Annotated in this window: 16 protein-coding genes; 9 read left to right on the forward strand and 7 right to left on the reverse strand. The window is 66.5% G+C overall.

Annotated features, from left to right (window positions below; all coding sequences use genetic code 11):
• Positions 1-172 precede the first annotated feature (172 nt).
• Positions 173-562 (reverse strand): hypothetical protein, encoded by a 390-nt coding sequence (locus ABIC70_RS20140; RefSeq protein ID WP_139231656.1) that lies wholly within the window; start codon positions 560-562, stop codon positions 173-175.
• A 611-nt stretch (positions 563-1173) separates the two neighbouring features.
• On the opposite strand from ABIC70_RS20140, the gene ABIC70_RS20145 reads away from it, so the two are divergent.
• From ABIC70_RS20145 to ppk2, 4 genes are all read left to right on the forward strand, one after another.
• Entirely contained in the window at positions 1174-1788 is a 615-nt protein-coding gene (locus ABIC70_RS20145) for a hypothetical protein (protein WP_083936028.1), read from the forward strand.
• 216 nt (positions 1789-2004) lie between these two features.
• Positions 2005-3123, forward strand: coding sequence for an efflux RND transporter periplasmic adaptor subunit (locus tag ABIC70_RS20150; RefSeq protein WP_043385813.1), 1119 nt, complete (start codon positions 2005-2007; stop codon positions 3121-3123).
• Between the two features lie 4 nt (positions 3124-3127).
• Positions 3128-6310, forward strand: coding sequence for an efflux RND transporter permease subunit (locus ABIC70_RS20155; protein ID WP_354440828.1), 3183 nt, complete (start codon positions 3128-3130; stop codon positions 6308-6310).
• Between the two features lie 40 nt (positions 6311-6350).
• Entirely contained in the window at positions 6351-7196 is an 846-nt protein-coding gene (ppk2, locus tag ABIC70_RS20160; RefSeq protein WP_043385808.1) for a polyphosphate kinase 2, read from the forward strand.
• A 335-nt stretch (positions 7197-7531) separates the two neighbouring features.
• Here ppk2 and ABIC70_RS20165 read toward each other — a convergent pair whose 3' ends face one another.
• The 4 genes from ABIC70_RS20165 to ABIC70_RS20180 all read right to left on the reverse strand — a co-directional run bounded on the left by ABIC70_RS20165 (position 7532) and on the right by ABIC70_RS20180 (position 10891).
• Positions 7532-7978, reverse strand: coding sequence for a hypothetical protein (locus ABIC70_RS20165; protein WP_502916030.1), 447 nt, complete (start codon positions 7976-7978; stop codon positions 7532-7534).
• Positions 7979-8051: 73 nt separating this feature from the next.
• Positions 8052-9269, reverse strand: a complete 1218-nt coding sequence (locus tag ABIC70_RS20170; RefSeq protein ID WP_354440830.1) for an acetate/propionate family kinase — start codon at positions 9267-9269, stop codon at positions 8052-8054.
• Positions 9270-9272: 3 nt separating this feature from the next.
• The gene (locus ABIC70_RS20175; protein ID WP_043758682.1) at positions 9273-9452 is read right to left on the reverse strand and encodes a hypothetical protein; all 180 of its coding nucleotides are present in this window, start codon (positions 9450-9452) and stop codon (positions 9273-9275) included.
• A 185-nt stretch (positions 9453-9637) separates the two neighbouring features.
• Complete coding sequence (locus ABIC70_RS20180) at positions 9638-10891, reverse strand: cation:proton antiporter domain-containing protein (protein ID WP_354440833.1); 1254 nt, start codon at positions 10889-10891, stop codon at positions 9638-9640.
• A gap of 443 nt (positions 10892-11334) precedes the next feature.
• Here ABIC70_RS20180 and ABIC70_RS20185 point away from each other — a divergent pair, with 443 nt between their 5' ends.
• The 5 genes from ABIC70_RS20185 to ABIC70_RS20205 all read left to right on the forward strand — a co-directional run bounded on the left by ABIC70_RS20185 (position 11335) and on the right by ABIC70_RS20205 (position 17106).
• Positions 11335-11700, forward strand: a complete 366-nt coding sequence (locus ABIC70_RS20185) for a hypothetical protein (protein ID WP_075380664.1) — start codon at positions 11335-11337, stop codon at positions 11698-11700.
• A gap of 264 nt (positions 11701-11964) precedes the next feature.
• Positions 11965-12198, forward strand: a complete 234-nt coding sequence (locus ABIC70_RS20190; RefSeq protein WP_043385796.1) for a hypothetical protein — start codon at positions 11965-11967, stop codon at positions 12196-12198.
• Between the two features lie 712 nt (positions 12199-12910).
• Positions 12911-13276, forward strand: coding sequence for a hypothetical protein (locus ABIC70_RS20195; protein WP_274926921.1), 366 nt, complete (start codon positions 12911-12913; stop codon positions 13274-13276).
• Between the two features lie 1161 nt (positions 13277-14437).
• Positions 14438-16582: a M48 family metallopeptidase gene (locus ABIC70_RS20200; RefSeq protein ID WP_354440836.1), complete on the forward strand. Its 2145-nt coding sequence runs from the start codon at positions 14438-14440 to the stop codon at positions 16580-16582.
• Positions 16579-17106 (forward strand): hypothetical protein, encoded by a 528-nt coding sequence (locus tag ABIC70_RS20205; RefSeq protein ID WP_236952967.1) that lies wholly within the window; start codon positions 16579-16581, stop codon positions 17104-17106. The genes ABIC70_RS20200 and ABIC70_RS20205 overlap by 4 nt, the downstream gene beginning before the upstream one ends.
• A gap of 346 nt (positions 17107-17452) precedes the next feature.
• Here the strand turns inward: ABIC70_RS20205 and ABIC70_RS20210 are convergent, their stop codons facing one another.
• Together ABIC70_RS20210 and ABIC70_RS20215 are read right to left on the reverse strand one after the other, a co-directional pair.
• The gene (locus ABIC70_RS20210) at positions 17453-18139 is read right to left on the reverse strand and encodes a glycosyltransferase family 25 protein (protein ID WP_502916034.1); all 687 of its coding nucleotides are present in this window, start codon (positions 18137-18139) and stop codon (positions 17453-17455) included.
• A 144-nt stretch (positions 18140-18283) separates the two neighbouring features.
• Positions 18284-19633: an O-antigen ligase family protein gene (locus tag ABIC70_RS20215; protein ID WP_354440838.1), complete on the reverse strand. Its 1350-nt coding sequence runs from the start codon at positions 19631-19633 to the stop codon at positions 18284-18286.
• Positions 19634-19698: the final 65 nt, after the last annotated feature.

The following is a 19698-nucleotide window of genomic DNA, read 5'->3' on the forward strand; positions in this document are numbered from 1 at the left end:
GCAAGGTCGGGCGGCCGAACGATCCCGTCGGTCGGGCCCCTGTTCCGGCTCGCGCCCTCGTCGCGCTGGAAATGGCTTGGTGGCCCCATCCCCGGGAGTTTCGACGGCGCGCCGCCCGACTTGACCCGTCAGGGAAGTTCCAGGCGCCGCGGATCCCGGCATGTCCCTCTATTCACCGACGGAGGACCTGTACGACCTGACGCGAATCCAGGTCGACGATGACCGCGCGATCATCGGGAGAAATGTAATAGCCGTAGTAACCGACCGGGTTCAGGCCGGGCATCGCGACGTTCTGGAACGATCCGAGTTCCAGCCATCCCGGAATTTGACTGCCCCGGCCGACGCGCACACCGCTCGGATCGCTATACCGCGGCCCCGTGTCGAAAAGCGTTTGGATCGTGCCGGGTTCGTTGCCGAACATGAGGACACCTTGCTGGGCCAGACGCGGATTGACCCTGACGATGAGCGGTTGGGCAGATGCCGGAAAGCAGGCGAAGCAGCTTACGGCCGCAAGCATGGCTCCGGACAAGGCCGACAGCGCAGGTGACCGACGAGCAATCATGACGCCCTCCGAAGCCTTGCAGCAAATGCCACGATCAGTACGAATGTTTACATAGAGACAAGCCGAATTTGATGCTTGATGATTTGGGACAATCTTGATGTTTTGGTGTCGGCGCCCTCCCAGCAGCGCCCGGATGTTGCGGGGGCAAGACCGGTCCGCGGCGCCGTTCCGACAGGTTCAACGCACCCGTCAGACCCCGGCAACGCCTTGCCGAGCGGCGCTGCCGAACGCCGGGATGGCGCGGTCGAACCACATCGGCCGGCATACGATCGCGATCGGAGCCGGAAAGCAGACACGCCATGAATCGGGTGCTCCCTCGAATTCACGACGTCTCACCCGATCAAGCCGCCCACGCGAATGTCTGCAATCCTGAACAGGCTCGCGCTGCGTCAAATCCAACATGGGGCTTAGCCAATACCGCGGAGCGGCCAGACAGGAACCCTGTCGAAAATTGTCCGGCGGGTGTCGCATCCAGCCGCGCGTCCGTTCCGCGTCAGGCATAGATCGAGACGCGAGCCATCGGACGGGCTTCACCGTGAAACACCTTGAAAGGACGACACATCGCCCGAAGGCGCCGACAATAGCCTGACGCTCGGTCGCTGGATCGAACCATGATCACTTCACACCCTCGCATTTCGGAAGGCGATGCCGACGGATCAAATCATCCGAAATCCAACCGCCGCAATCGAATGAAAGGCATCGGAACAAGAATTTTAGCAGAACTAAAGAGTTTTATCGGTATATTTGTTTATTTATGGGTCATATTTGGCATTCTGATCCTGCACGAGCATGCCGTCCTGTCGCGGCACGGCATCGTCTATAGATTTTATGGGCTGGCCTTCCTCAATGCGTGGATCTTGGCGAAGATCATGTTGATTGCCGAGCATTTCGACACCCGGACAGCCGTTCGGAGCGGTCCACTGCTCTATCCGATCCTGACCCGGTCCGGCCTCTTCGCGTTGCTGATGGTCTGTTTCTACGCGCTTGAGGATATGGCAATCGGGCTCTGGCGGGGAAAGACGCTGGTCGATAGCGTGCCGATGATCGGCGGCGGGGGCGTCCTCGGCTGGGCGTCCGTCGTCCTGATCATGACCGTCGCCCTGATCCCGTATTTCACGTTTCGAGAGCTTGGCCGCGTGCTCGGCCCTGGGCGGTTGCAGGCGCTCTTGTTTCGCGACGGGAGTCACCTGGACCTGCCGGATCAGGACAAGGCCGGACGGGGCTGAAGCGCCGGATGTCGCAGCAGCCGCCACGCGGCCAGCGCGCACGACCACGCTCACCCTGGCACGGGGCGTTTCATGCGGGAGCGTCGGTCACGGACCGAAACGCGCTGGGGGAGGCCGCAGCTTCGGCTCGGCCGCGTCTCGCTCGATCAAGCGATCCCGCGGAAAGCTGCCAGAATACCACCCCGCAGCCGTGAGACGGTGCGGCAAGGCTTTGCGATGGTCCGCGTCCCCCTTCTCGTGCTGGTTGCCCTGCTGATCACCGGTCCCGGCCCCTCGGCGCGTGGCGAAGGAGAGCCCCCTGCCGCGCTGGCGGTCGGAACGGTGACGGCGCAGCGCAAGGCCTTGGACAGGGCGCTGGACTTCGTCGGCCGGGTCGAGGCGGTGGGGCGCGTCGAGGTGCGCGCCCGCGTGACCGGCTATCTCGAGGCGGTCCTGTTCAAGGAGGGCGATCCGGTGAAGGCAGGAGCCCCTCTGTACCGGATCGAGCGCGATCTGTTCGTGGCCGCCGTCAGGCAAGCCGAAGGCGCCCTGGAGCGCGGCAGGGCGGCGCAGGCTCTGGCCGCCATCCAACTGCAGAGGGCACAGGAGCTGCTCGACCGGAATTCGGGGACCGTCGTTGCCCGCGATCAAGCACGGGCCGCCCTCGATCAGGCGAAGGGCGCCGTCACGGGCGACGAGGCCAATCTCCAGACCGCCCGCATCAACCTCGGCTACACGGATATCACCGCCCCCATCGCCGGCCAGATCGGCCGAACGAGCGTGACGAAGGGCAACGTCGTCGGGCCCGACAGCGGCGTGCTGACCACGATCGTCAGCCAGGACCCGATCTACGTCACCTTCCCGGTGAGCCAGCGCGAGTTCCTGCGCTACCAGCAGGGCGCGAAAAGCCCCGACCGCAGCAAGGTCGGCATCCGGATCCGATTCCAGGACGGATCGGAATACGGCCAAGTGGGACGGGTCGATTTCGTCAACATCAGCGTCGACCGGACGACCGACACGGTCCTGGTGCGCGCCGTCATGCCGAACCCGGCGGGCGTGCTGCGCGACGGGCAGCTGGTCCAGGTCGCCCTTCAGATTGGGGAGCCCGAGCAGAAGATCGTCGTCCCGCAAGCGGCGCTCATCGCCGACCAGGGCGGGGTCTACGTCTTCGTCGTCGAGGACGGGCGGGCCGTGACCCGGCGCGTGAAACTCGGTTCCGCCGGTACCGGCCCGGATGCCGTCATCGACGAGGGCCTGTCGGCCGGGGAGCTCGTCATCGTCGACGGCCTGCAGCGGGTGCGGCCCGGAATCACCGTGCAGGCGAACCCGATCGCCCAGTCGGCCGGCAGGATCTGACGCCATGGTCTCGGCGATCTTCGTCGACCGGCCGCGCCTCTCGGTGGTGATCGCGATCGTCACGTCGATCGCCGGAGCGCTGGCGCTGTTCACCATCCCGGTGGCCCAGTACCCCGACATCGTGCCGCCCCAGGTCTCGGTGACGACGACCTATCCCGGCGCCTCCGCCGAGGTGGTGGAATCGACCGTCGCACAGCCCATCGAGTCTCAGGTCGTGGGCGTCGACAAGATGATCTACATGAAGAGCGTCAGCGGCAACGACGGCAGCTACACGCTCACCGGGTCCTTTGAACTCGGCACCGATCCGGACATCAACGCCGTCAACGTCAACAACCGGGTTCAGATCGCCTTGGCCAAGTTGCCCGAGGACGTCCGCAAGCAGGGCGTCACGGTCAAGAAGAAATCTTCCGCGCTGCTGGGCGTGCTGGCGGTCTACTCGCCCAAGGGCATGCAGGACCCGCTCTTCATCTCGAATTACGTGACGATCAACCTGCTCGACCGCATCAAGAGCACGCCCGGCGTCGGCGACGCGACCCTGTGGGGGCCGCAGGATTATGCGATGCGGGCCTGGGTCCGGACCGACCAGCTCACCGGTCTCAACCTGACCACGGGCGATGTCATCGCAGCGATCCGCACGCAGAACGTGCAGGCTCCCGTGGGCCGGATCGGCGCACGCCCGATTTCGGACGAGCAGCAGCTCCAGCTCAGCATCCAGACGCAGGGGCGCCTGAACTCCGCGGAGCAGTTCCGCAACGTCATCCTGCGCACGAATCCGGACGGGTCCGTGCTGCGGCTCGGGGACGTCGCCCGCATCGAGCTCGGCGCCGCCAATCTCGACCGCGAGACACGGCTGAACGGGAGCCCCGCCACGGTGGTGGCGATCTACCAGTCCCCCGGCGCGAACGCCCTCGCGACCCTGAAGGAAGTCCAGGCCCGGGTCGGCGCGCTGGCCAAGTCCTTCCCCGAGGGGCTCGCCTGGAAGGTCACCTACGACCCGACCACCTTCATCACCGAGACGGTGCGCGAGGTCCGCAAGACCCTGATCGAAGCCTTCGTGCTCGTCGTCGTGGTGGTGTTCCTGTTCCTCGGCAGCCTGCGCGCGACGCTCATCCCGACGCTCGCCGTGCCGGTGAGCCTGATCGGGACCTTCATCGCCCTGAAGGCGGTGGGCTACTCGGCGAACTCCGTCTCGCTCCTCGCCCTGGTGCTGGCCATCGGCATCGTCGTCGACGACGCCATCGTGGTCGTCGAGAACGTCGAGCGCGTGATGGAGGAGCATCCCGATCTCTCCCCGCGGGAGGCCACCAAGCGGGCGATGGCCGAGATCACGGCGCCGATCATCGCCATCACCCTGGTGCTGCTCTCGGTCTTCGTGCCGGTCGCCTTCGTCCCCGGCATCTCCGGCGAGCTCTTCCGACAATTCGCGGTCGCCGTCGCGGTCGCGATGCTGATCTCGGCCGTCAACGCGCTGACCCTGTCGCCGGCTTTGTGCGGCGTGCTTCTGCGGCCGCATCAGGGTCCCCGCCGCGGGATCATGGGCGTCGTCATGCGGGCGATCGACCGGGTGCGCGACGGCTACGGTGCCGTGGTGGCGCGGATCGTGCGCTTCTCGGTGATCGGGCTCGTACTCGCCGGCGCGGCCGCCTACGGCGCGCTGCAGCTGGCCAAGATGACCCCCACCGGCTTTCTGCCCGAGGACGATCAGGGCGCCTTCTTCGTCGTGGTGCAGCTGCCCGAGGGCGCCGCGGTGGGACGCACCGCCGAGGTGGTGGCGCATGCCGAGGCGATCCTGCGGCAGGAGCACGTGGTCGCCGACACGACATCGGTGATCGGCCTCAACTTCATCGACAACTATTCGCAGGGCAACGCGGCCTTCCTGGTCGTGACTCTCAAGCCGTTCGAGGAACGCACCGGCGCTGCGGACGGGGCGGCGGCCGTGATCGCCCGGCTGGGCCGTCAGTTCCGGGACATCCCGGGCGGGACCGTAGTGCCCCTGGCGCCGCCTCCCGTCATCGGCCTCGGCACCGGCGGCGGCTTCGCCTACGTCCTGGAGGACCTGCGCGGCGGCGATCCGAAGGACCTCGCCCAGGTCGTGCGCGGGCTGATCGTGGCGGCGAACGACGAGCCGAAGCTCAACCGCGTCTTCAGCACGTTCTCGGCCACGAACCCCTCGGTGTTTCTCGACATCGACCGCAACAAGGTCCAGATCCTCGGGGTGCCGCTGGAGACCGTTTTCCAGGCGCTGCAGGCCTCGCTGGGCGGCTATTACGTCAACGACATCAACCTGTTCGGCCGCACGTGGCAGGTGCAGGTCCAGGCCGAGGCCGCCGATCGCACGCGGATCGACGACATCTACCGCATCAACGTGCGCAACAAGGACGGCGAGATGGTGCCGCTGCGCTCCCTCGCGGAAGCGCGGATCGTGGTCGGACCGCCGGCGCTGATCCGCTACAACAACCTGCGGGCGGTCACCGTGCAGGGCTCTCCGGCGCCGGGCATCTCGTCGGGCCAAGCGCTCGCCGCCATGGAGGCGGTCGCGGGCCGCACCTTGCCGGCGGGGTTCGCGGGCGAGTGGACCGACACGGCGTTCCAGGAGAAGCGGGCCGAGGGCAAGACCGCGATCATCCTCGGCTTCGCCGTCCTGTTCGCATTCCTGTTCCTGGTCGGCCTCTACGAGAGCTGGACGATCCCCGTCCCGGTGCTGCTGTCGGTCACCGTCGGGATCCTGGGCGCCTACGCGGCGATGGTGTGGGGCGGGCTCACCCTCGACCTCTACGCGCAGATCGGCATGGTGGTGCTGATCGGACTCGCAGCCAAGAACGGCATCCTGATCGTCGAGTTCGCCAAGGAGCAGCGCGATCGGGGCGTGCCGCTCCACGAGGCGGCGACCGAGGGCGCGCGCCTGCGTTTCCGGCCCGTGATGATGACCTCCTTCGCCTTCATCCTCGGCCTGTTTCCGCTGGTCATCGCCGCCGGCGCCTCGCAACTCGCGCGGCGCAACGTGGGGACGCCCGTCTTCGGCGGAATGATCGCCGCGTCCTTCATCGGGATCTTCGTGATCCCGCCCCTCTACGTGCTGTTCCAGAGCCTGCGTGAGCGGGCCTGGGGCCTTCTGGGCGGGAACGGGACGCGGCACGACGCGGCGGCGGAGCCGGCCGGAACGCAGGAGCACATGCCGGCCGAGTGACCGTGCGCGGTCGAGCCGGGCAGGATGAGGAGGCTGGGCGGTGACGGACGATGCGACGCGGGCACAGGAGCCCGAGACCGACGACGAAGCCACCGACGAGGGGCTGGCGCAGCCCAAGCTCAAGCGCAAGGCGTACGAGCGGGAACTCCGCGCGCTGCAGGTGCAGCTCTGCCATCTGCAGGACTGGGTCCGGAGATCCGGCGCGCGCATCGTCGTGGTCTTCGAGGGACGTGACGCTGCCGGCAAGGGCGGCACGATCAAGGCGCTCACCGAGCGGGTGAGCCCGCGGGTGTTTCGCGTGGCCGCGCTGCCGGCCCCCTCCGACCGGCAGAAGACCCAGATGTTCATTCAGCGCTACATCGAGCACTTCCCGGCGGCCGGCGAGATCGTGATCTTCGACCGGAGCTGGTACAACCGCGCGGGCGTCGAGCGCGTCATGGGGTTCTGCAGCGACGCTGAATATCGCCGCTTCCTCGATCTGTGCCCGCGGATCGAGCGCTTCATCGTGGGCGGCGGAACGCAGCTGATCAAGTTCTGGCTCGAAGTCGGCCGGAAGGAACAGAAGCGCCGCTTCCTGGCCCGGATCGATGACCCTCTCCGGCAGTGGAAGCTCAGTCCCATGGACCTCGAGTCCTACAGTCGCTGGTACGACTACTCGATCGCCCGGGACGAGATGTTGGCGGCGACCGATATCGATGAGGCGCCCTGGCATATCGTCCGCTCAGATGAGAAGCGGCGCGCCCGTCTCAACTGCATCGCCCATCTGCTGAGCCTGATCCCCTACAAGGAAGTGAAGCGCGAGGCCGTGGTCTTGCCGAAGCGCCTCAAGGACAAGGCCTACGACGACACTCTCACCAAGGGGCATTTCGTTCCGGAACTGCACTGAGGGGAGGCCGCGCGCCCGGACATCGACCCTTCAAAGCCCGAGCCCGGCCTTGAACTCTTCGAGCCGGGCGATCGAGACATCGAAACGGGCCCGCGTCGCCTCGTCACGCGTCGCATCCCGCTGCGTCTGGAGCTGTAGGATCTCCGCGTCGATCTAATCGCCGTTCAGCTCCTCGACGGAGAGAACCCGCGCGGCCAGGATGGTCACCCGCTTCGCCGTGACCTCAGCCAGCGCTCAGCAACGCGAAGAGATCCGGGAGCGCAGGTCGTTCACCCGCTGAGGTGGCGGTCTGTGTCCGCTGCTCGGTCATGATCGCCATCCCGGGGCGTCCTGAATCACACGCGGAGTTTTTCCCAGGTCAGGAGGAAACCAACATCGCCCGGCATGCCGTCGGGCCAGTCGACGATCATCGCCGACAAGCCATAGCCGAGGGGGCGCAGTCGCTCGCGCCAGAACTCGTATGCCTGCCGGGGCCGCCCGGTCAGGGTGTCGGGCCAGTCCGCCTCGGCATTGTTGATGGCTCGCCCGCTGTCGGTGCACATCGCGTTCGGAAAACGCATGACCAGCAACTCGTTCTTGCCCTGCTCGGCCGCGACCCGGAGCTTGTGCAGGAGAGGCCGCGTGATCTCCTGCACCTTCTCGGGCGTGAGCTCGATGGTCTTGGACAGAGTCTTGATCAGCTCGGCCCGCGCCTGACTCGCTTGGTCCTCGGCCTTCAGCGCCTTCATGGCTTTGGCGGCCTTCAACTTGGCCGTGTAGGCACCGAGTTCGGCGGCCGACATGAAGGTCTCGTCGGCGAGTTCGAGATCGGCCGGCGACCTGGTTCTCACGGCGTCCATGGCAAGCTCCCGTTGTTCAAAGCGCCGGCTGCGGCCGGCTGCTCCTGGGCCAAGACAACACGGCGCGCGTGCCGCGCGCGATCATCAGTTCCTCGTCCGTCGGAATGACCCAGGCGGTCGGCCCGGGACCTCGGGTCACGCGGGGGCCGCCGGAAGCGTTGGCCGCGTCGTCGAGTTCGAATCCCGCCCAGGCGGCACCCCGCAGGACCTCCGCACGGGTGGCGGCGTCGTTCTCGCCGATGCCGGCCGTGAAGATGAGAGCGTCGATGCCGCCCAGTGCGGCGACGAGGGAGCCGAGTTCACGACCGATCCGATAGACGAACAGGTCGATGGCTCGGCGGGCATCGGGCTCGCGCGCCGCGACGCGGCGCAGCGTGCGCATGTCGTTCGAGATCCCGGACACGCCCAGCAGGCCCGACTGCGTGTAGAGCATGCGCTCCGCCTCGTCCGGGCCGAGCTTCATCTCGCGGAGCATGTAGAACACGATGCCGGCATCGAGGCTGCCGCAGCGCGTCCCCATGGGCAGCCCGTCGAGGGCGGAGAAGCCCATCGTGGTGGCGACGCTGGCGCCGCGGTTCAGCGCACACAGGCTGGCGCCGTTGCCGAGATGGGCCACGACCACGCGTCCGGCCGCCAGGGCGGGATCATACTCCGGGAGCACCGAAGCGATGTAGGCGTAGGACAGGCCGTGGAAGCCGTAGCGGCGCACGCCACCCTCCATCATCGCGTGCGGCAGGGCGAAAAGCCGGGCGATCTCCGGTTGACCGGCATGGAAGGCCGTGTCGAAGCAGGCGACCTGGGGCAGATCGGGGAAGCGCCGCCGGAAGATGCGGATCGGCTCGAGATTGTGCGGCTGGTGGAGGGGAGCCAGCGGCACGAGGCGCTCCAGGGCCTCCAGGACCTCCGCAGTCACGCGCACGGGCTCGCAATAGGTCATCCCGCCATGGACGATCCGGTGCCCGACGGCGACCAGCTCGAAGCCGCCACTGTGCGCGCGCATCCAGGCGGCCACGTGCAGGAGCGCGTCCTCGTGGCCGAACGCCCCGTCGCTGCCGAAGTCCTCGTCGGCCACCGTCGTGCCGGTCCGATCACGGATCCGCAGATGGGGCGCTTCACGGAGCCCCTCGAACAGGCCCCGGAAGATACGCTGCGGCTCTTCGCCATCGCCGAGGATGAAGACTTGGAACTTGAGGCTCGACGAGCCCGCATTCAGGACGAGCAGGACCGGGGTCATCGGCTAGACCTCGGGCATCAGACGCGCCGCCCGCTGCCCGGCGACGAACAGGGAGGCCACGGCGCAGGGATGGGCGACCGCCACCCGAAGCTCCGGCAGCGCCTGCGCGGCCGCGATCAGCCGATCGTCCTTCTCGTGGCGGCGCGTGTCAGACGATGGCCGTGCGGGAGCCAAAGTCGGCATCGTGAATTCTCCTGGCGGGAGAGACAGTACGCCGCTTCGCCAGCGCCCCCTTGAGCGAGATCAAGGATCAGGCGCCCTCGCTCTCCGAAGCGCACCGCAGTGTATGGCGTCACCGGTCGCCCGCTTGATCGGCCGAGACAGCATGTGGCCCCTGTCGGCGCGCGACGCTCCGTTCAGGGGCCGTCTCAGGACCGGCCGAAGGAGCCTTGCCGGCTTGCGCCGGATCGGCGGCGGTGGCGCGGCGCGGCGCGGCGCGCGAAGGCTGCGGAGAGCGCGTTCGCGGTCAAGCCGTGCGCGAGGATGCTGAGGATGATGGTGGCCGCGACCGTCGTCGTCAGGGCCTGACGTCCCGGAAGATCGGCCGCGAGCACGATGACGGCGAAGACCACGCTGGCGAGCCCTCTCAGACCGAACCAGCCGATGAACAGCTTGCCGTCCGTCTTCAGGCCCGTGCCCGTCAGAGCCAGCCAGACCGGAAGCATGCGGATCACGGTGAGGCTCAAGACGGCGTAGACGATGACCGCCCAGGTCAGCCGCTGCGGGACCTGCGCGATCACGACGGCCCCGAAGAGCACCCAGGTCGACAGGGCCAGGACGTCGCCGGCCCCCTCGGCCGCGCAGAGCAGCTCGTGCTTGACCACGCGGTGCCGCGCCATGCCACCGGCGACGAGGCCGCCGACGAAGGATGCAATGAAGCCGCTGCCGCCCAGAGCCTGCGCTGCCGCGAACGCCGTAAGCGCGAGCGCCACCGCGGGGAGTTGCCGCCAAGCCGAGTCGATCCAGCCGCGATTGCCGGCATAGCGCAGGGCCCCGACGCCCAGAACGGCCAACCCGCCGCCTACGACGAGGCCGACACCGATCTCCGTGCCGAAATGGTGGACCGTAAGATCCAGCGGGGGCCGCCCCGGATCGGATCCCGCGGCGAGCGTCAGGAAGATCAGAAGGACCGGGACGCAGATGCCGTCATTCAGGCCGCTCTCCACATTCAGCCCTTCGCGCACCGGGCCCGGGAGGTCCGGATTCGTGACCACTGCCTTTCCGAGGGCCGCATCCGTCGGCGCCAGGATCGTCGCGAGAAGGGCGCATTCGAGGAAGCCCAATTCCGGGAATAGAATGGTACCGAACAGGAAGCCGAACAGGATTGTAAGCGGCAATCCGATGAGCAGGAGACGTCCGGGGATCGCGTATGAGCGTCGCAGCACGCCGAGGTCGGCTTTGGCGGCATCCGTGAACAGTACGAGGGCCAGCGTGAACTCGGCCAACCGTTGAAGAAGATGGGCCTCGGCGTTCACCGTGAAGATGCGCAACCCGGCCGGCCCTGCAGCGAAGCCGAAGGCGGCGAAGATCACGGCGCCGGCCAGTGGACTGCGCTCCAGCGGGACCGCCACGAGGCTGTAGGCGAAGACGAATGCGAACAGGACCGCGATGGTCTGGTACATCAACAAAACCGATAGGCCGCCGTTGTCTTGCGGCGGTGACCGTTGTCGGATTACGGTTTTGACATTCCGGAAAGCGTATTTATCGAGGACGTGATTTGATCTAGGTCAAGGCGCGAGAAAAATTGTTTCGCAATTTGAAAATGACAGCGCAGGAACTGGACTTAAAAAATTTCGCGTGAAACACGATAATAAGTTTCTTTCATCAGCCTCATATGCCAGTCGCGATCGATATTCCGGCTCCGCTTGAATCGTTTCATTTGGCAATGTGCCGCTTCAAGCGCGGTGCGGAAAAATTCGGATCGACCGCGTTTTCGACGGCGGGAGGACGGACACTCTGAGGTCAGCCCCCGCCGAGATGGCGGGAGGGCAGCCCGGATCGATCCGAATGCCTCACCGGGCCTGCGTCGGAACGCTGTCTGCCCGTAGCCAGGAAGGCGCGTCAGATGTCGCGACATCATACCGGCTGGATATGCCTGCTGGCTCTGATCGCGCTTGCGCGCACGGCAAGCGCCCAGGAGCTTCGCTCGCCGCTCATGGACCGCGGAAATTCCGTGATCCAGGAAAACGCCGCGTCTCTGATGCCCACGCTGCGCGGGCGGCATCTCTATGCCGATCAGGGTGTGCGCGTCGGGCGCGTCCGCGAAGTTAGGGTCGGGCAGGACGGAACCACGCTCCTGGCGATCGTCGCCCGCCGGCGCTTGTTGGGAGGCGGAGAGATCGGCGTTCCTGTGTCCACTCTCAGCCAAGTCGGCCCTGTGCTGACCATGCAGGGTACGCGAGACACCATTCGGGCCATTCCACCGTTGTGAGACGGGGATGGATCAGTTCTCGATGGCCATCGGCGCGGCCCGCTCGACCGAGCGCGTGCAATCGATCTTCTGTCCGGCGAAAGCAGGGCGCGACTTCGGACGACAGGGAAGCGTAGCCCGTATGGGAGGCCCATGAGCCGAAGCAGGCGGATCCGGTCGATCCTCCCGGCGGCTCGGGAGGCGAAAGTTCGATCATTGCGCTGGATCAACGACTGGGACGCCGGTCTTCCGCCAAAAGGGCAATCCTGAGGGAGGGCCCTGCCGATGCGAGAGCAACTGCGCGACGCCTACAACGTGTTTTGCCGCAAGCATAAGCCTGGCCTGTGCTGCGCCGTGCGCGAGGACCGTCCGGTTCCGAGTTTCCTCGACGCGGAGAGCTGGGCATTCGGCTACACGGTCCGCAGCAAGTCGGATGGGCCGGTCAGTTTCCAGTCCAAAGCGGCCCAGGAGGCGAATAGCCGCCTCGGCTTCTATCTTTTCCACGACGTCTGCGCCTGAGCCCGGCGGAGAATGGGCACCGCCCGGGGCGATGATCCGTACCGACACGGACTTGGCCGCACATCGAACATCGTCAGATGCCGGGCGCGCACAGGACCGGCACAACAAGAGCCGGCCATCGTACCCAAGCGGCTGAGCCCGATCGCCGAGCACGGACACAACGCCGTTCGGCATAATCCGCGATGACGCGCTGCTATAGAGGGGCGACCGAAGCGGCCCCGTCGACCCTGTATCGAGAGAGTGCCCCTCGGGGTTGCGCTTGAGCGTCGCACAAGCCTTGGCGGCAACGGCGCCGATCATGTCCCGTCTGCAGAGCCTTCAGAGCCCTGGCACGAGCCAGCTTTCCCACGCCCGCCTTCGCATCGAAGTCGGTCACACCGTGATCGCCCGCACGCCCGCAACCAGCGCGCGACGGGTCGCGATCAGGCGGGGCGATCGTGCGCAGGGATGCCGTTTGCTTGAGACGCTGCCTCTTCAATGCAGGTCGATTGAAAGCGCACCGACGAATGCCGATAATTCACGAACAGATCCCACCGGGAGTGGGACTTTCCCGCTGAAAATCTCGAGACACCACACCGTCTGCAAGATGTCCTGTCCAGTGCAACGCGCCCGCAGATCGCAGAGACGAGCATCGAGACCCAGACCATTCTGCGCCCGCGGCTTGAGACCGGCCTGTCCGCGGCATCTGCCCAAGCCCTGGCCGACCTGACGCGTGTCCAAACCGCAGCCTCTGCCAGCGGCCTGCTTTCTGCGCCACTGCGATCACGATCTACGGGCCCGTCCCGTCACCAACCACAACGGTCAAGATCGGACCCGTCGAGACCTCCGTGAACGGCCGTTCGAGGCTGGCGAGGAGATCCGCGATGACATCGTCGAGTTCGGAGGCTGCGGTACCGTAGAGCTGAAAGGCGCACCGGTGCGCCGCACGCGCGGTGGGATCAGAGAGGTGGGCCATGGCGGCTGCCTCGGACCGGCCTTTCTGTCGAAGCGTCGCGGCAAGTTGGCGATACAGGGCCAAGACGTCGGCACCGACGCGGGCGGCTTTGGACTGCACGACGGCCTGATCGATATCGGCTGAAGGTGATGCAATTTTGCCTGTCACGGACCCCTCCGATTATTATATCTGCAACCGATCCAAATATTCTCGTGCTGATCGGCACCGAATTTTATTCGTCGAGACTGCATCGATTGCATATCCCGAACCCGTCTGCACGCGTGCCATCGACGATTCGGACGAACCGGCCGAGAGCCGTTCGAAGCCGGGCCGCTCTGTCCCGCGTCAGGAGAATTTTCTGCTCGACGACCGACGTGCAGGCCGTCGGCGCGAAGCGCCGCGATTTCTGCAACCGGGCCTGCGGGATGAGGCGCACATGCGCCGCACCCGTGCACCCCGCGCGCACCCGCCACGGACAGACGCGCCGGTCGCCGCGCGCTTCCCCGCCCCGGCCTCACCCTGGGCTGCGCTGGATCGACACGTCGCCTTGCGCTGCCGCGGCGGAATGGCTGGGTGCGGGCAGATACTCCGGAGGGGGCCTGTGTCGGCTCGGCGCCATGATCAAGGTTTCTCCTCGCGGCGGAAGAAGACGGGTCTCGTGCGAGAAGCTGGCCTGAGCGCGCTGCGACGCAGATCGCTTGAACAGCCGCGCCGGGTCGCAACTCGCAATCGCGGCATCCTTGATCATAATACCACAGCTGAGCATTGATCTCTCTCAATATACTGCGCCGCCGCCCACCCGTCGGATTCAGACGAGCCGGCAGCATGTGCCCCGCGACATCGGCCGAACGACAGGCCGACCGACAGGCCGACCGACCGCTCGGAATGCATCCGATGTCTCCGATGACCGCGCCGGCCGACCGCGCCGAATGGATCTGCGACAGCCGGAGCTGAGCCCGGAGCGCGAGACGCGCGAGATTGGACGGCGCTCATCACGGCCTTGCCCACAGCCAGGTTCGGCGACGCGCACCGGCGGGACGCGCCGGCAGATCCGACTGAACCCGGCAGCATTCTATTGACGCGATTCATGGATCGGGTAGAAATCCGGAACCCATGTCGGATATCAGATCGATTGCGCCCAATCTTTATTGCCTCTCGTCATGGTTATATCTGGTCCAATCTCGGTCTCCACGTTGACTGATCATCCGCGTGGCCAGCCTATTGGCTGGGCGCACGGCCATCGTGCCGACGACACTTCAGGAGCGAGCCATCGCCGAGGAAACGTCCCTGCCAGAGCGCTCGCGTATGCGCATCCTCGCGAGCCTCATCGCGGCCACCGTGTTGCTGCCCCTCGCAATCCTGCTGCTCGGACTCTGGCAGGGCCAGCGCGGAACCGACGATTGGAGGGAATTCGCGACCGAGCATGACCGGCTCGCCGCGGCTGTGGCGGATCTGGAGGCCCGCGCTCCCCGGGACGGGCGCCCCGATTTCCGCCTGCAATTCCGCCACGACGGCCACCTCTATGGCGGCCCCTACGCCGTGGTGAAGGCGCGCGAGGCCCGCGACGAAGCCGGCACCCTCGCTGCGGTGATGGATTGGCGCCGCACGCTGCCGCCGGTGGCGGTCCTCGGTGGCGGCATCGCGGCAACGCTCTCCCTGCTCGTCCTGGTCGTCGGCGGTGTGCTCGGGCGGGTCGGACGCACCTCCCGCCAGACGCTGGTTCATGGCTTTTCGCTGGTGCGGCGGCTGCTCCCCGTCGTGCTCGCCGCTCAGATCGTCGCGGCGACCGCAGGCTTCGTCGCCATCGTTCTCTTCGAGGCAGGCTTGCTCATCCAGGGCGGCTTCACCGGCGGGGGCGCAAAGCTCCTGGGCCTCGCGGCCGCTGCGGCCGGCGGCACGATCATCGCCGCGGGGGGCGCACTGATCGGCCTGCGCCAAGCGCTCGTTGCCTTCGAGCCCGAGCCTCTGCCGATCCTCGGGCGCCAGATCGCGCCGGCGGAAGCTCCGGGTCTCTGGCGCCTCGTCGAAGCGATTGCCGATCGGATGGGCGCGCTCAAGCCCGAGGCCCTGGTCGTCGGCCTCACCGAGGGCTTCTTCGTCAGCGCGGGTCCGGCTGTACTCGAACCGGGCGGCACGCGTCTCGAGGGCCGGATCCTCTACGTACCGCTTCCCTATTTGGCCCTGATGCGCGTGGACGAGACGGCGGCGATCATCGGGCACGAACTCGCTCACTATGCCGGCGGCGACACCGCCTACAGTCAGCGCTTCCTGCCGATCTACACGGGCGTCGGGCGTTCCCTCGATGCGCTCCTGGAGCGCGAGCGCGGCGGTCTCGGCCTGCTCGGACCGTCGGTGCGGCTCGGCCTGTTCGTGATGGAGCGCTTTCACCTTGCCGTGCGCCATTGGAGCCGGAAGCGCGAATTCGCCGCCGATGCAGCCGGCGCGGCTGCGACCTCGTCCGCCGCCTCGGCCCGGGCGCTCCTCCGCTCCGGCGCCGTGCGTCCGGGCATCGTGGACGTTCTGGAGACCGCTGCCGCTGCGCCGGCCGCGGCTTCTTCCGATCTCGTGGCGGCGGCTCTCGACCGGGCGATGGCGCGCGGCCTCGACGACCCGGCAGCGCGTCTCGAAGACGGACAGGCCCACCCGACCGACACCCATCCGCCGACCCGCGAGCGCATCGCGGCCCTCGGCCTGGCGGTCGATGCGGACCTGCTGACGGCGGCTAGAGCCCCGCCTCCGGCTCGCGCCCGCGAACAGCTCGCAGCCTATTTCACCGATCCGTCCGGCCTGTGCCGGGCCGCAACGCAGGACTTCCTTGGCGCAGTCCAGGCGCGCGAGGCAGCCGCGCGCGCCCATCTGGAGGCCACCGCCGCGGAAGTCGGTCCCGAGGATCGGGTGCTGCGCGCCAGCCACCGTGCCCGCGGCCTCGCGTTCGCGGTGAGTGGCGGCTTCTTCGCCGCCGCCGCGCTGCCGCTCGCGCTGGTCCGCATTCCCGGCCTGTCGTCTTACGAGGCCCGCGTACTTCTGGTCGTGATGCTGGCCCTTGCCGCTGTTTTCTGCGTTGCCGGCACCTTCGTGCTGGCGCGGGGGGAGCCGATCACATTGATCCTGAGTCCGACCGGGCTGACGGCGCCGGGCCTCGACCGCGTGATACCCTGGGCGGCCATCGCGGATCTCGACATGACGCTGAGCCGCGGCGGGATCGCAATGCGGCTGTTGCTGCCGCCCGGCGCCGACTGGCCGGAGCGGGCACCAGGCCGGCACGCGATGAAGCTCGACCCCAAGCGCCGCATCGTGACCCTCACGGTCGGGCTGCCGCGCAAGATGAAGCCGCAGGATTTCGCCGATCTGATCGCCCGCTATCAAGCGGCCCATCAGGCTCGCCGCCTTCTGGCCGAACGTGCGCCGATCGCGACCCCCGCCGTCCCTCTCGAAACCCATCCTGCTTGAGGATCGCCATGACTCCCCCTGCGAAGACAGAGGCCGAGGAAACCCTGCGGCTGCCATCGGAGCGCACCAGCTGGACCGTGATCTTCGGAGTGCTGTTCGGCTTCGTCCTGTTCAGCGGCATCCTGGCAGCCAGCGCGCTCTACACGGCGCCTGTCTTGATTTCGGACTGGCAGGTCCGCGAGACGGCGCAGCCTGTCCCGCGCGCACGGGTGGCAGATGGCAAGTGCAACGCCAAGCTCGTCATCCACATCTGCAATGCGACACTGACGCTATCCACGCCTCGGGGCAGCACGACACGGCGGGTGAACTACGTCTTCTCCGGCCCGCAGGCCGCCAATTTCGACCTCGTGGTGATGGCCGACCCGGCGCGGCCCGATATCGTCACCACAAATCTCGGTCTCGACCGGTTATGGAATCGGACCATCACCCTTCTCGTGATCGATGGAGCCATCTTGGCCTGTATCGTCGGAGCGTTGGTGTCGATCATCCGCAACGGGCGCGCGGCCTTCCGGGTCGCCATGTGACCGGCAAACCGCTCGGCCGAACCACACCGGGCGATCAGGGGGGCTGCCGCTGCGCAAGCCGTCGACGGGACAGGATGCTGGTCTTCGCCGCGGCGGATGGCGGCCTCCGGCTGCGAACGTCGAGCGGACGCTTCCGCCGCGCATCACGGCGGACAGGTGGAGCGACAGACCCGGACAGACCCGGACAGACCCTCATTGAAACGTATGGTCATCCAGTATTAATGCACATAAAACGAATTTGTTTAAATATTTTTGACGGACGGGCAGCCTGCGCAGCCAGTCTTAAAATCGTAAAGACAGCGTAGAATTTTCCTTCGACCCGATCCGGGCTCGGGTACGGCTCATGTCACGCGAAGGGTGAAATCTCGTTCGTGAAGGTCATGCTGACGGGCATCTTTTCCGTCAGGACTCTGCGCCGCGCAGCAAGCAGGGGTTTGAATAGGGCATTGCTCTTCAAGAATGCGCCGAGCTTCGAGCCGGACACGAAAATCGTGGACTCGAACGGCTTCAAGGCGACGACATTCGGTGAAATCACGCGACCGCGAGTGAGTGCGCCGTTCTCGAAGAAATAGTTCCAGTTGTCTGACGTGACCACGACGGGTCGATTGACGCGCAGGATTCCCTCGGCGGCCTCCCGCGTGATCACATAGGCTGCCGTGGAGCCGAGACCGCTCATCTGCATGGGCAAGCACAAGCGGTGACTTCCGATCTGCACCGCATCGACGGTACTGAAAACCCCGACGTTCTTCGGCCAGTTGAACATCAAGACGACATCGCCCGGTCGAAGGGCGGCCTCGATGCCAGCCACGATCCCGTGGATCTGCGGCGGCAGGACGACGTCATCCTCGACGATGAGCGCATAGGGCAGATCGCGGGCGATCAGGCGTTCGTAGGCGGCCATGTGGGACATCGCGCAGCCGATCTGCCCAGGCGACAGATGAGGCGGGGGCGGAAGACGCGGATCCGGGACCGCGCCCTCGTACCCGGCAACCTCGAAATCCGGCCCCCAGGCTGCGGCGAGATGACGGGAGATGTACGCGTGCCGTTCCGGAAAACGACGCAAGGAAATTCCAAAACAATACATCGTGTTCACCTCTGTGTGGTGCCGGCTCACGAGACGGGGGGCCGACGGAGTTCGTGCCCGCGTCCAGGCCCCGCCGCCACAGTCAGACACGGCTCAAGCCCGAAAGGCCGCACGCCCATGAATCATCCGCCCCGCGACGTCTCCTGACCCCATGACCGGCAAGAGCGCTGCGAACAGAAGTTGGTGCAGACCGTGATTGATGAAGAGCGGGCATTCCAGGCAGATGAGGACGCAGAGCTGGCTCATGAACAGGATCGGCCAAGCCTCCACATATCCGGACGAGCGCGCGAAGTGCGCGATAACCCGGCGCCCCATATCGAGGAACGTCACCGTAAAGACGATGAGACCGACGATGCCGAACGCGACGACGGCGTCGATGAAGTTGTTGTGGAAAAACCAAAGCTTTTGCTTGGTCACGAAATGCAGATATGCGGCCGTTGTGAGCGGGCTGTCCCAGTAAGCTCTGTATCCGACACCGATCAGCGGCTCGCGCCAGAATTGATCGAGTCCGAACTGCCAGAGGATCGTACGGCCCGTCAGCGTCCTGTCCTTGCCGAGGTCGGAGAGCAGGCTCGCCGAGATGTCTGCGCCTCGCGCGGCGAGCACGACAATGCCAATGCCCGCGAGTGCGATGACGAGGCCGAGGCAGAAGCCCGTCACGTGCTTGCCCTGCCGCCACGCGAAGATCGCGGCAAGGGGCGCCAGTCCCACCATCGCCGCCACCAGCGCCGTGGCCGAGTGGGTTGCCACGAGAAGCGCCAGCGCGAGGCCGAACCCCACAGCGGTGAGGAGTCGGTTCCAACCCTGGAGGAACAGGCAGGCTGCGCACAGGATCTGCAAGCTCGCCATGGAGCCCAGAACGTTCTTATGTGAATAGATGCCGGCCCAGTCGCCGTTCATCCCGCGTGTGAGGCTCGGGGCCACGACCGTGAGGATGGCCGACAGGATCTGAGCGAACAGAAGACCCAGGAAGACAATCCGGATAATGCGCGACAGACCCATCGTGGTGCGCAGCGCAATGCCGGCCACGATGGTCGCGAGCAATTGCAATCCGTAATAGGCCGAGAGGCCGGGTGTCAGGGACCACAGAGCCGACACGATCGCCAGGAGCGGCCAAGTCAGCAGCAGCAACCGACTTCCGAACAGGGTCGCGGCAAGGTCGCGGCGCAGGACCAGGAACACCAGGGCGGCGAGATCGGCACAGGCCCAGATCAGCCTTTCGAGACCCGGCAGCTTGATCTGCTCGCCGATCACGGGCGCGAAGACGAACAGGGCGATCCACGGGATGGCGGCGACGCCGAGCTTCGGCATGGCATCGGTCGCGCCTTCGTCGCGCGCCGCGCCGTTCCAGCGAGGACCGACGCCGGACGGGCCGAACGGTGACCACGCCACGCCCGCCGCATGTCCGGTTTCGAGGGTGGCCAAGTCGCGTGGAAACGCCATCGTTCGATCTCGGGTCCCCGGATGAGGCAGTGCCATCTCGGACGCGCGAGACCTCTACGGCCCGA

Source organism: Methylobacterium sp. 1973 (assembly GCF_040545035.1).
GTDB classification, from domain to species: domain Bacteria; phylum Pseudomonadota; class Alphaproteobacteria; order Rhizobiales; family Beijerinckiaceae; genus Methylobacterium; species Methylobacterium fujisawaense.

What these genes read in the sequence shown, in the direction of transcription:
- ABIC70_RS20140 (WP_139231656.1), bottom strand. Translation starts at nt 562, where the DNA reads ATGATTGCTCGTCGGTCACCTGCGCTGTCGGCCTTGTCCGGAGCCATG.
- ABIC70_RS20145 (WP_083936028.1), top strand. Translation starts at nt 1,174, where the DNA reads ATGATCACTTCACACCCTCGCATTTCGGAAGGCGATGCCGACGGATCA.
- ABIC70_RS20150 (WP_043385813.1), top strand. Translation starts at nt 2,005, where the DNA reads ATGGTCCGCGTCCCCCTTCTCGTGCTGGTTGCCCTGCTGATCACCGGT.
- ABIC70_RS20155 (WP_354440828.1), top strand. Translation starts at nt 3,128, where the DNA reads ATGGTCTCGGCGATCTTCGTCGACCGGCCGCGCCTCTCGGTGGTGATC.
- ABIC70_RS20165 (WP_502916030.1), bottom strand. Translation starts at nt 7,978, where the DNA reads ATGTCGGCCGCCGAACTCGGTGCCTACACGGCCAAGTTGAAGGCCGCC.
- ABIC70_RS20170 (WP_354440830.1), bottom strand. Translation starts at nt 9,269, where the DNA reads ATGACCCCGGTCCTGCTCGTCCTGAATGCGGGCTCGTCGAGCCTCAAG.
- ABIC70_RS20175 (WP_043758682.1), bottom strand. Translation starts at nt 9,452, where the DNA reads ATGCCGACTTTGGCTCCCGCACGGCCATCGTCTGACACGCGCCGCCAC.
- ABIC70_RS20180 (WP_354440833.1), bottom strand. Translation starts at nt 10,891, where the DNA reads ATGTACCAGACCATCGCGGTCCTGTTCGCATTCGTCTTCGCCTACAGC.
- ABIC70_RS20185 (WP_075380664.1), top strand. Translation starts at nt 11,335, where the DNA reads ATGTCGCGACATCATACCGGCTGGATATGCCTGCTGGCTCTGATCGCG.
- ABIC70_RS20190 (WP_043385796.1), top strand. Translation starts at nt 11,965, where the DNA reads ATGCGAGAGCAACTGCGCGACGCCTACAACGTGTTTTGCCGCAAGCAT.
- ABIC70_RS20200 (WP_354440836.1), top strand. Translation starts at nt 14,438, where the DNA reads ATGCGCATCCTCGCGAGCCTCATCGCGGCCACCGTGTTGCTGCCCCTC.
- ABIC70_RS20215 (WP_354440838.1), bottom strand. Translation starts at nt 19,633, where the DNA reads ATGGCGTTTCCACGCGACTTGGCCACCCTCGAAACCGGACATGCGGCG.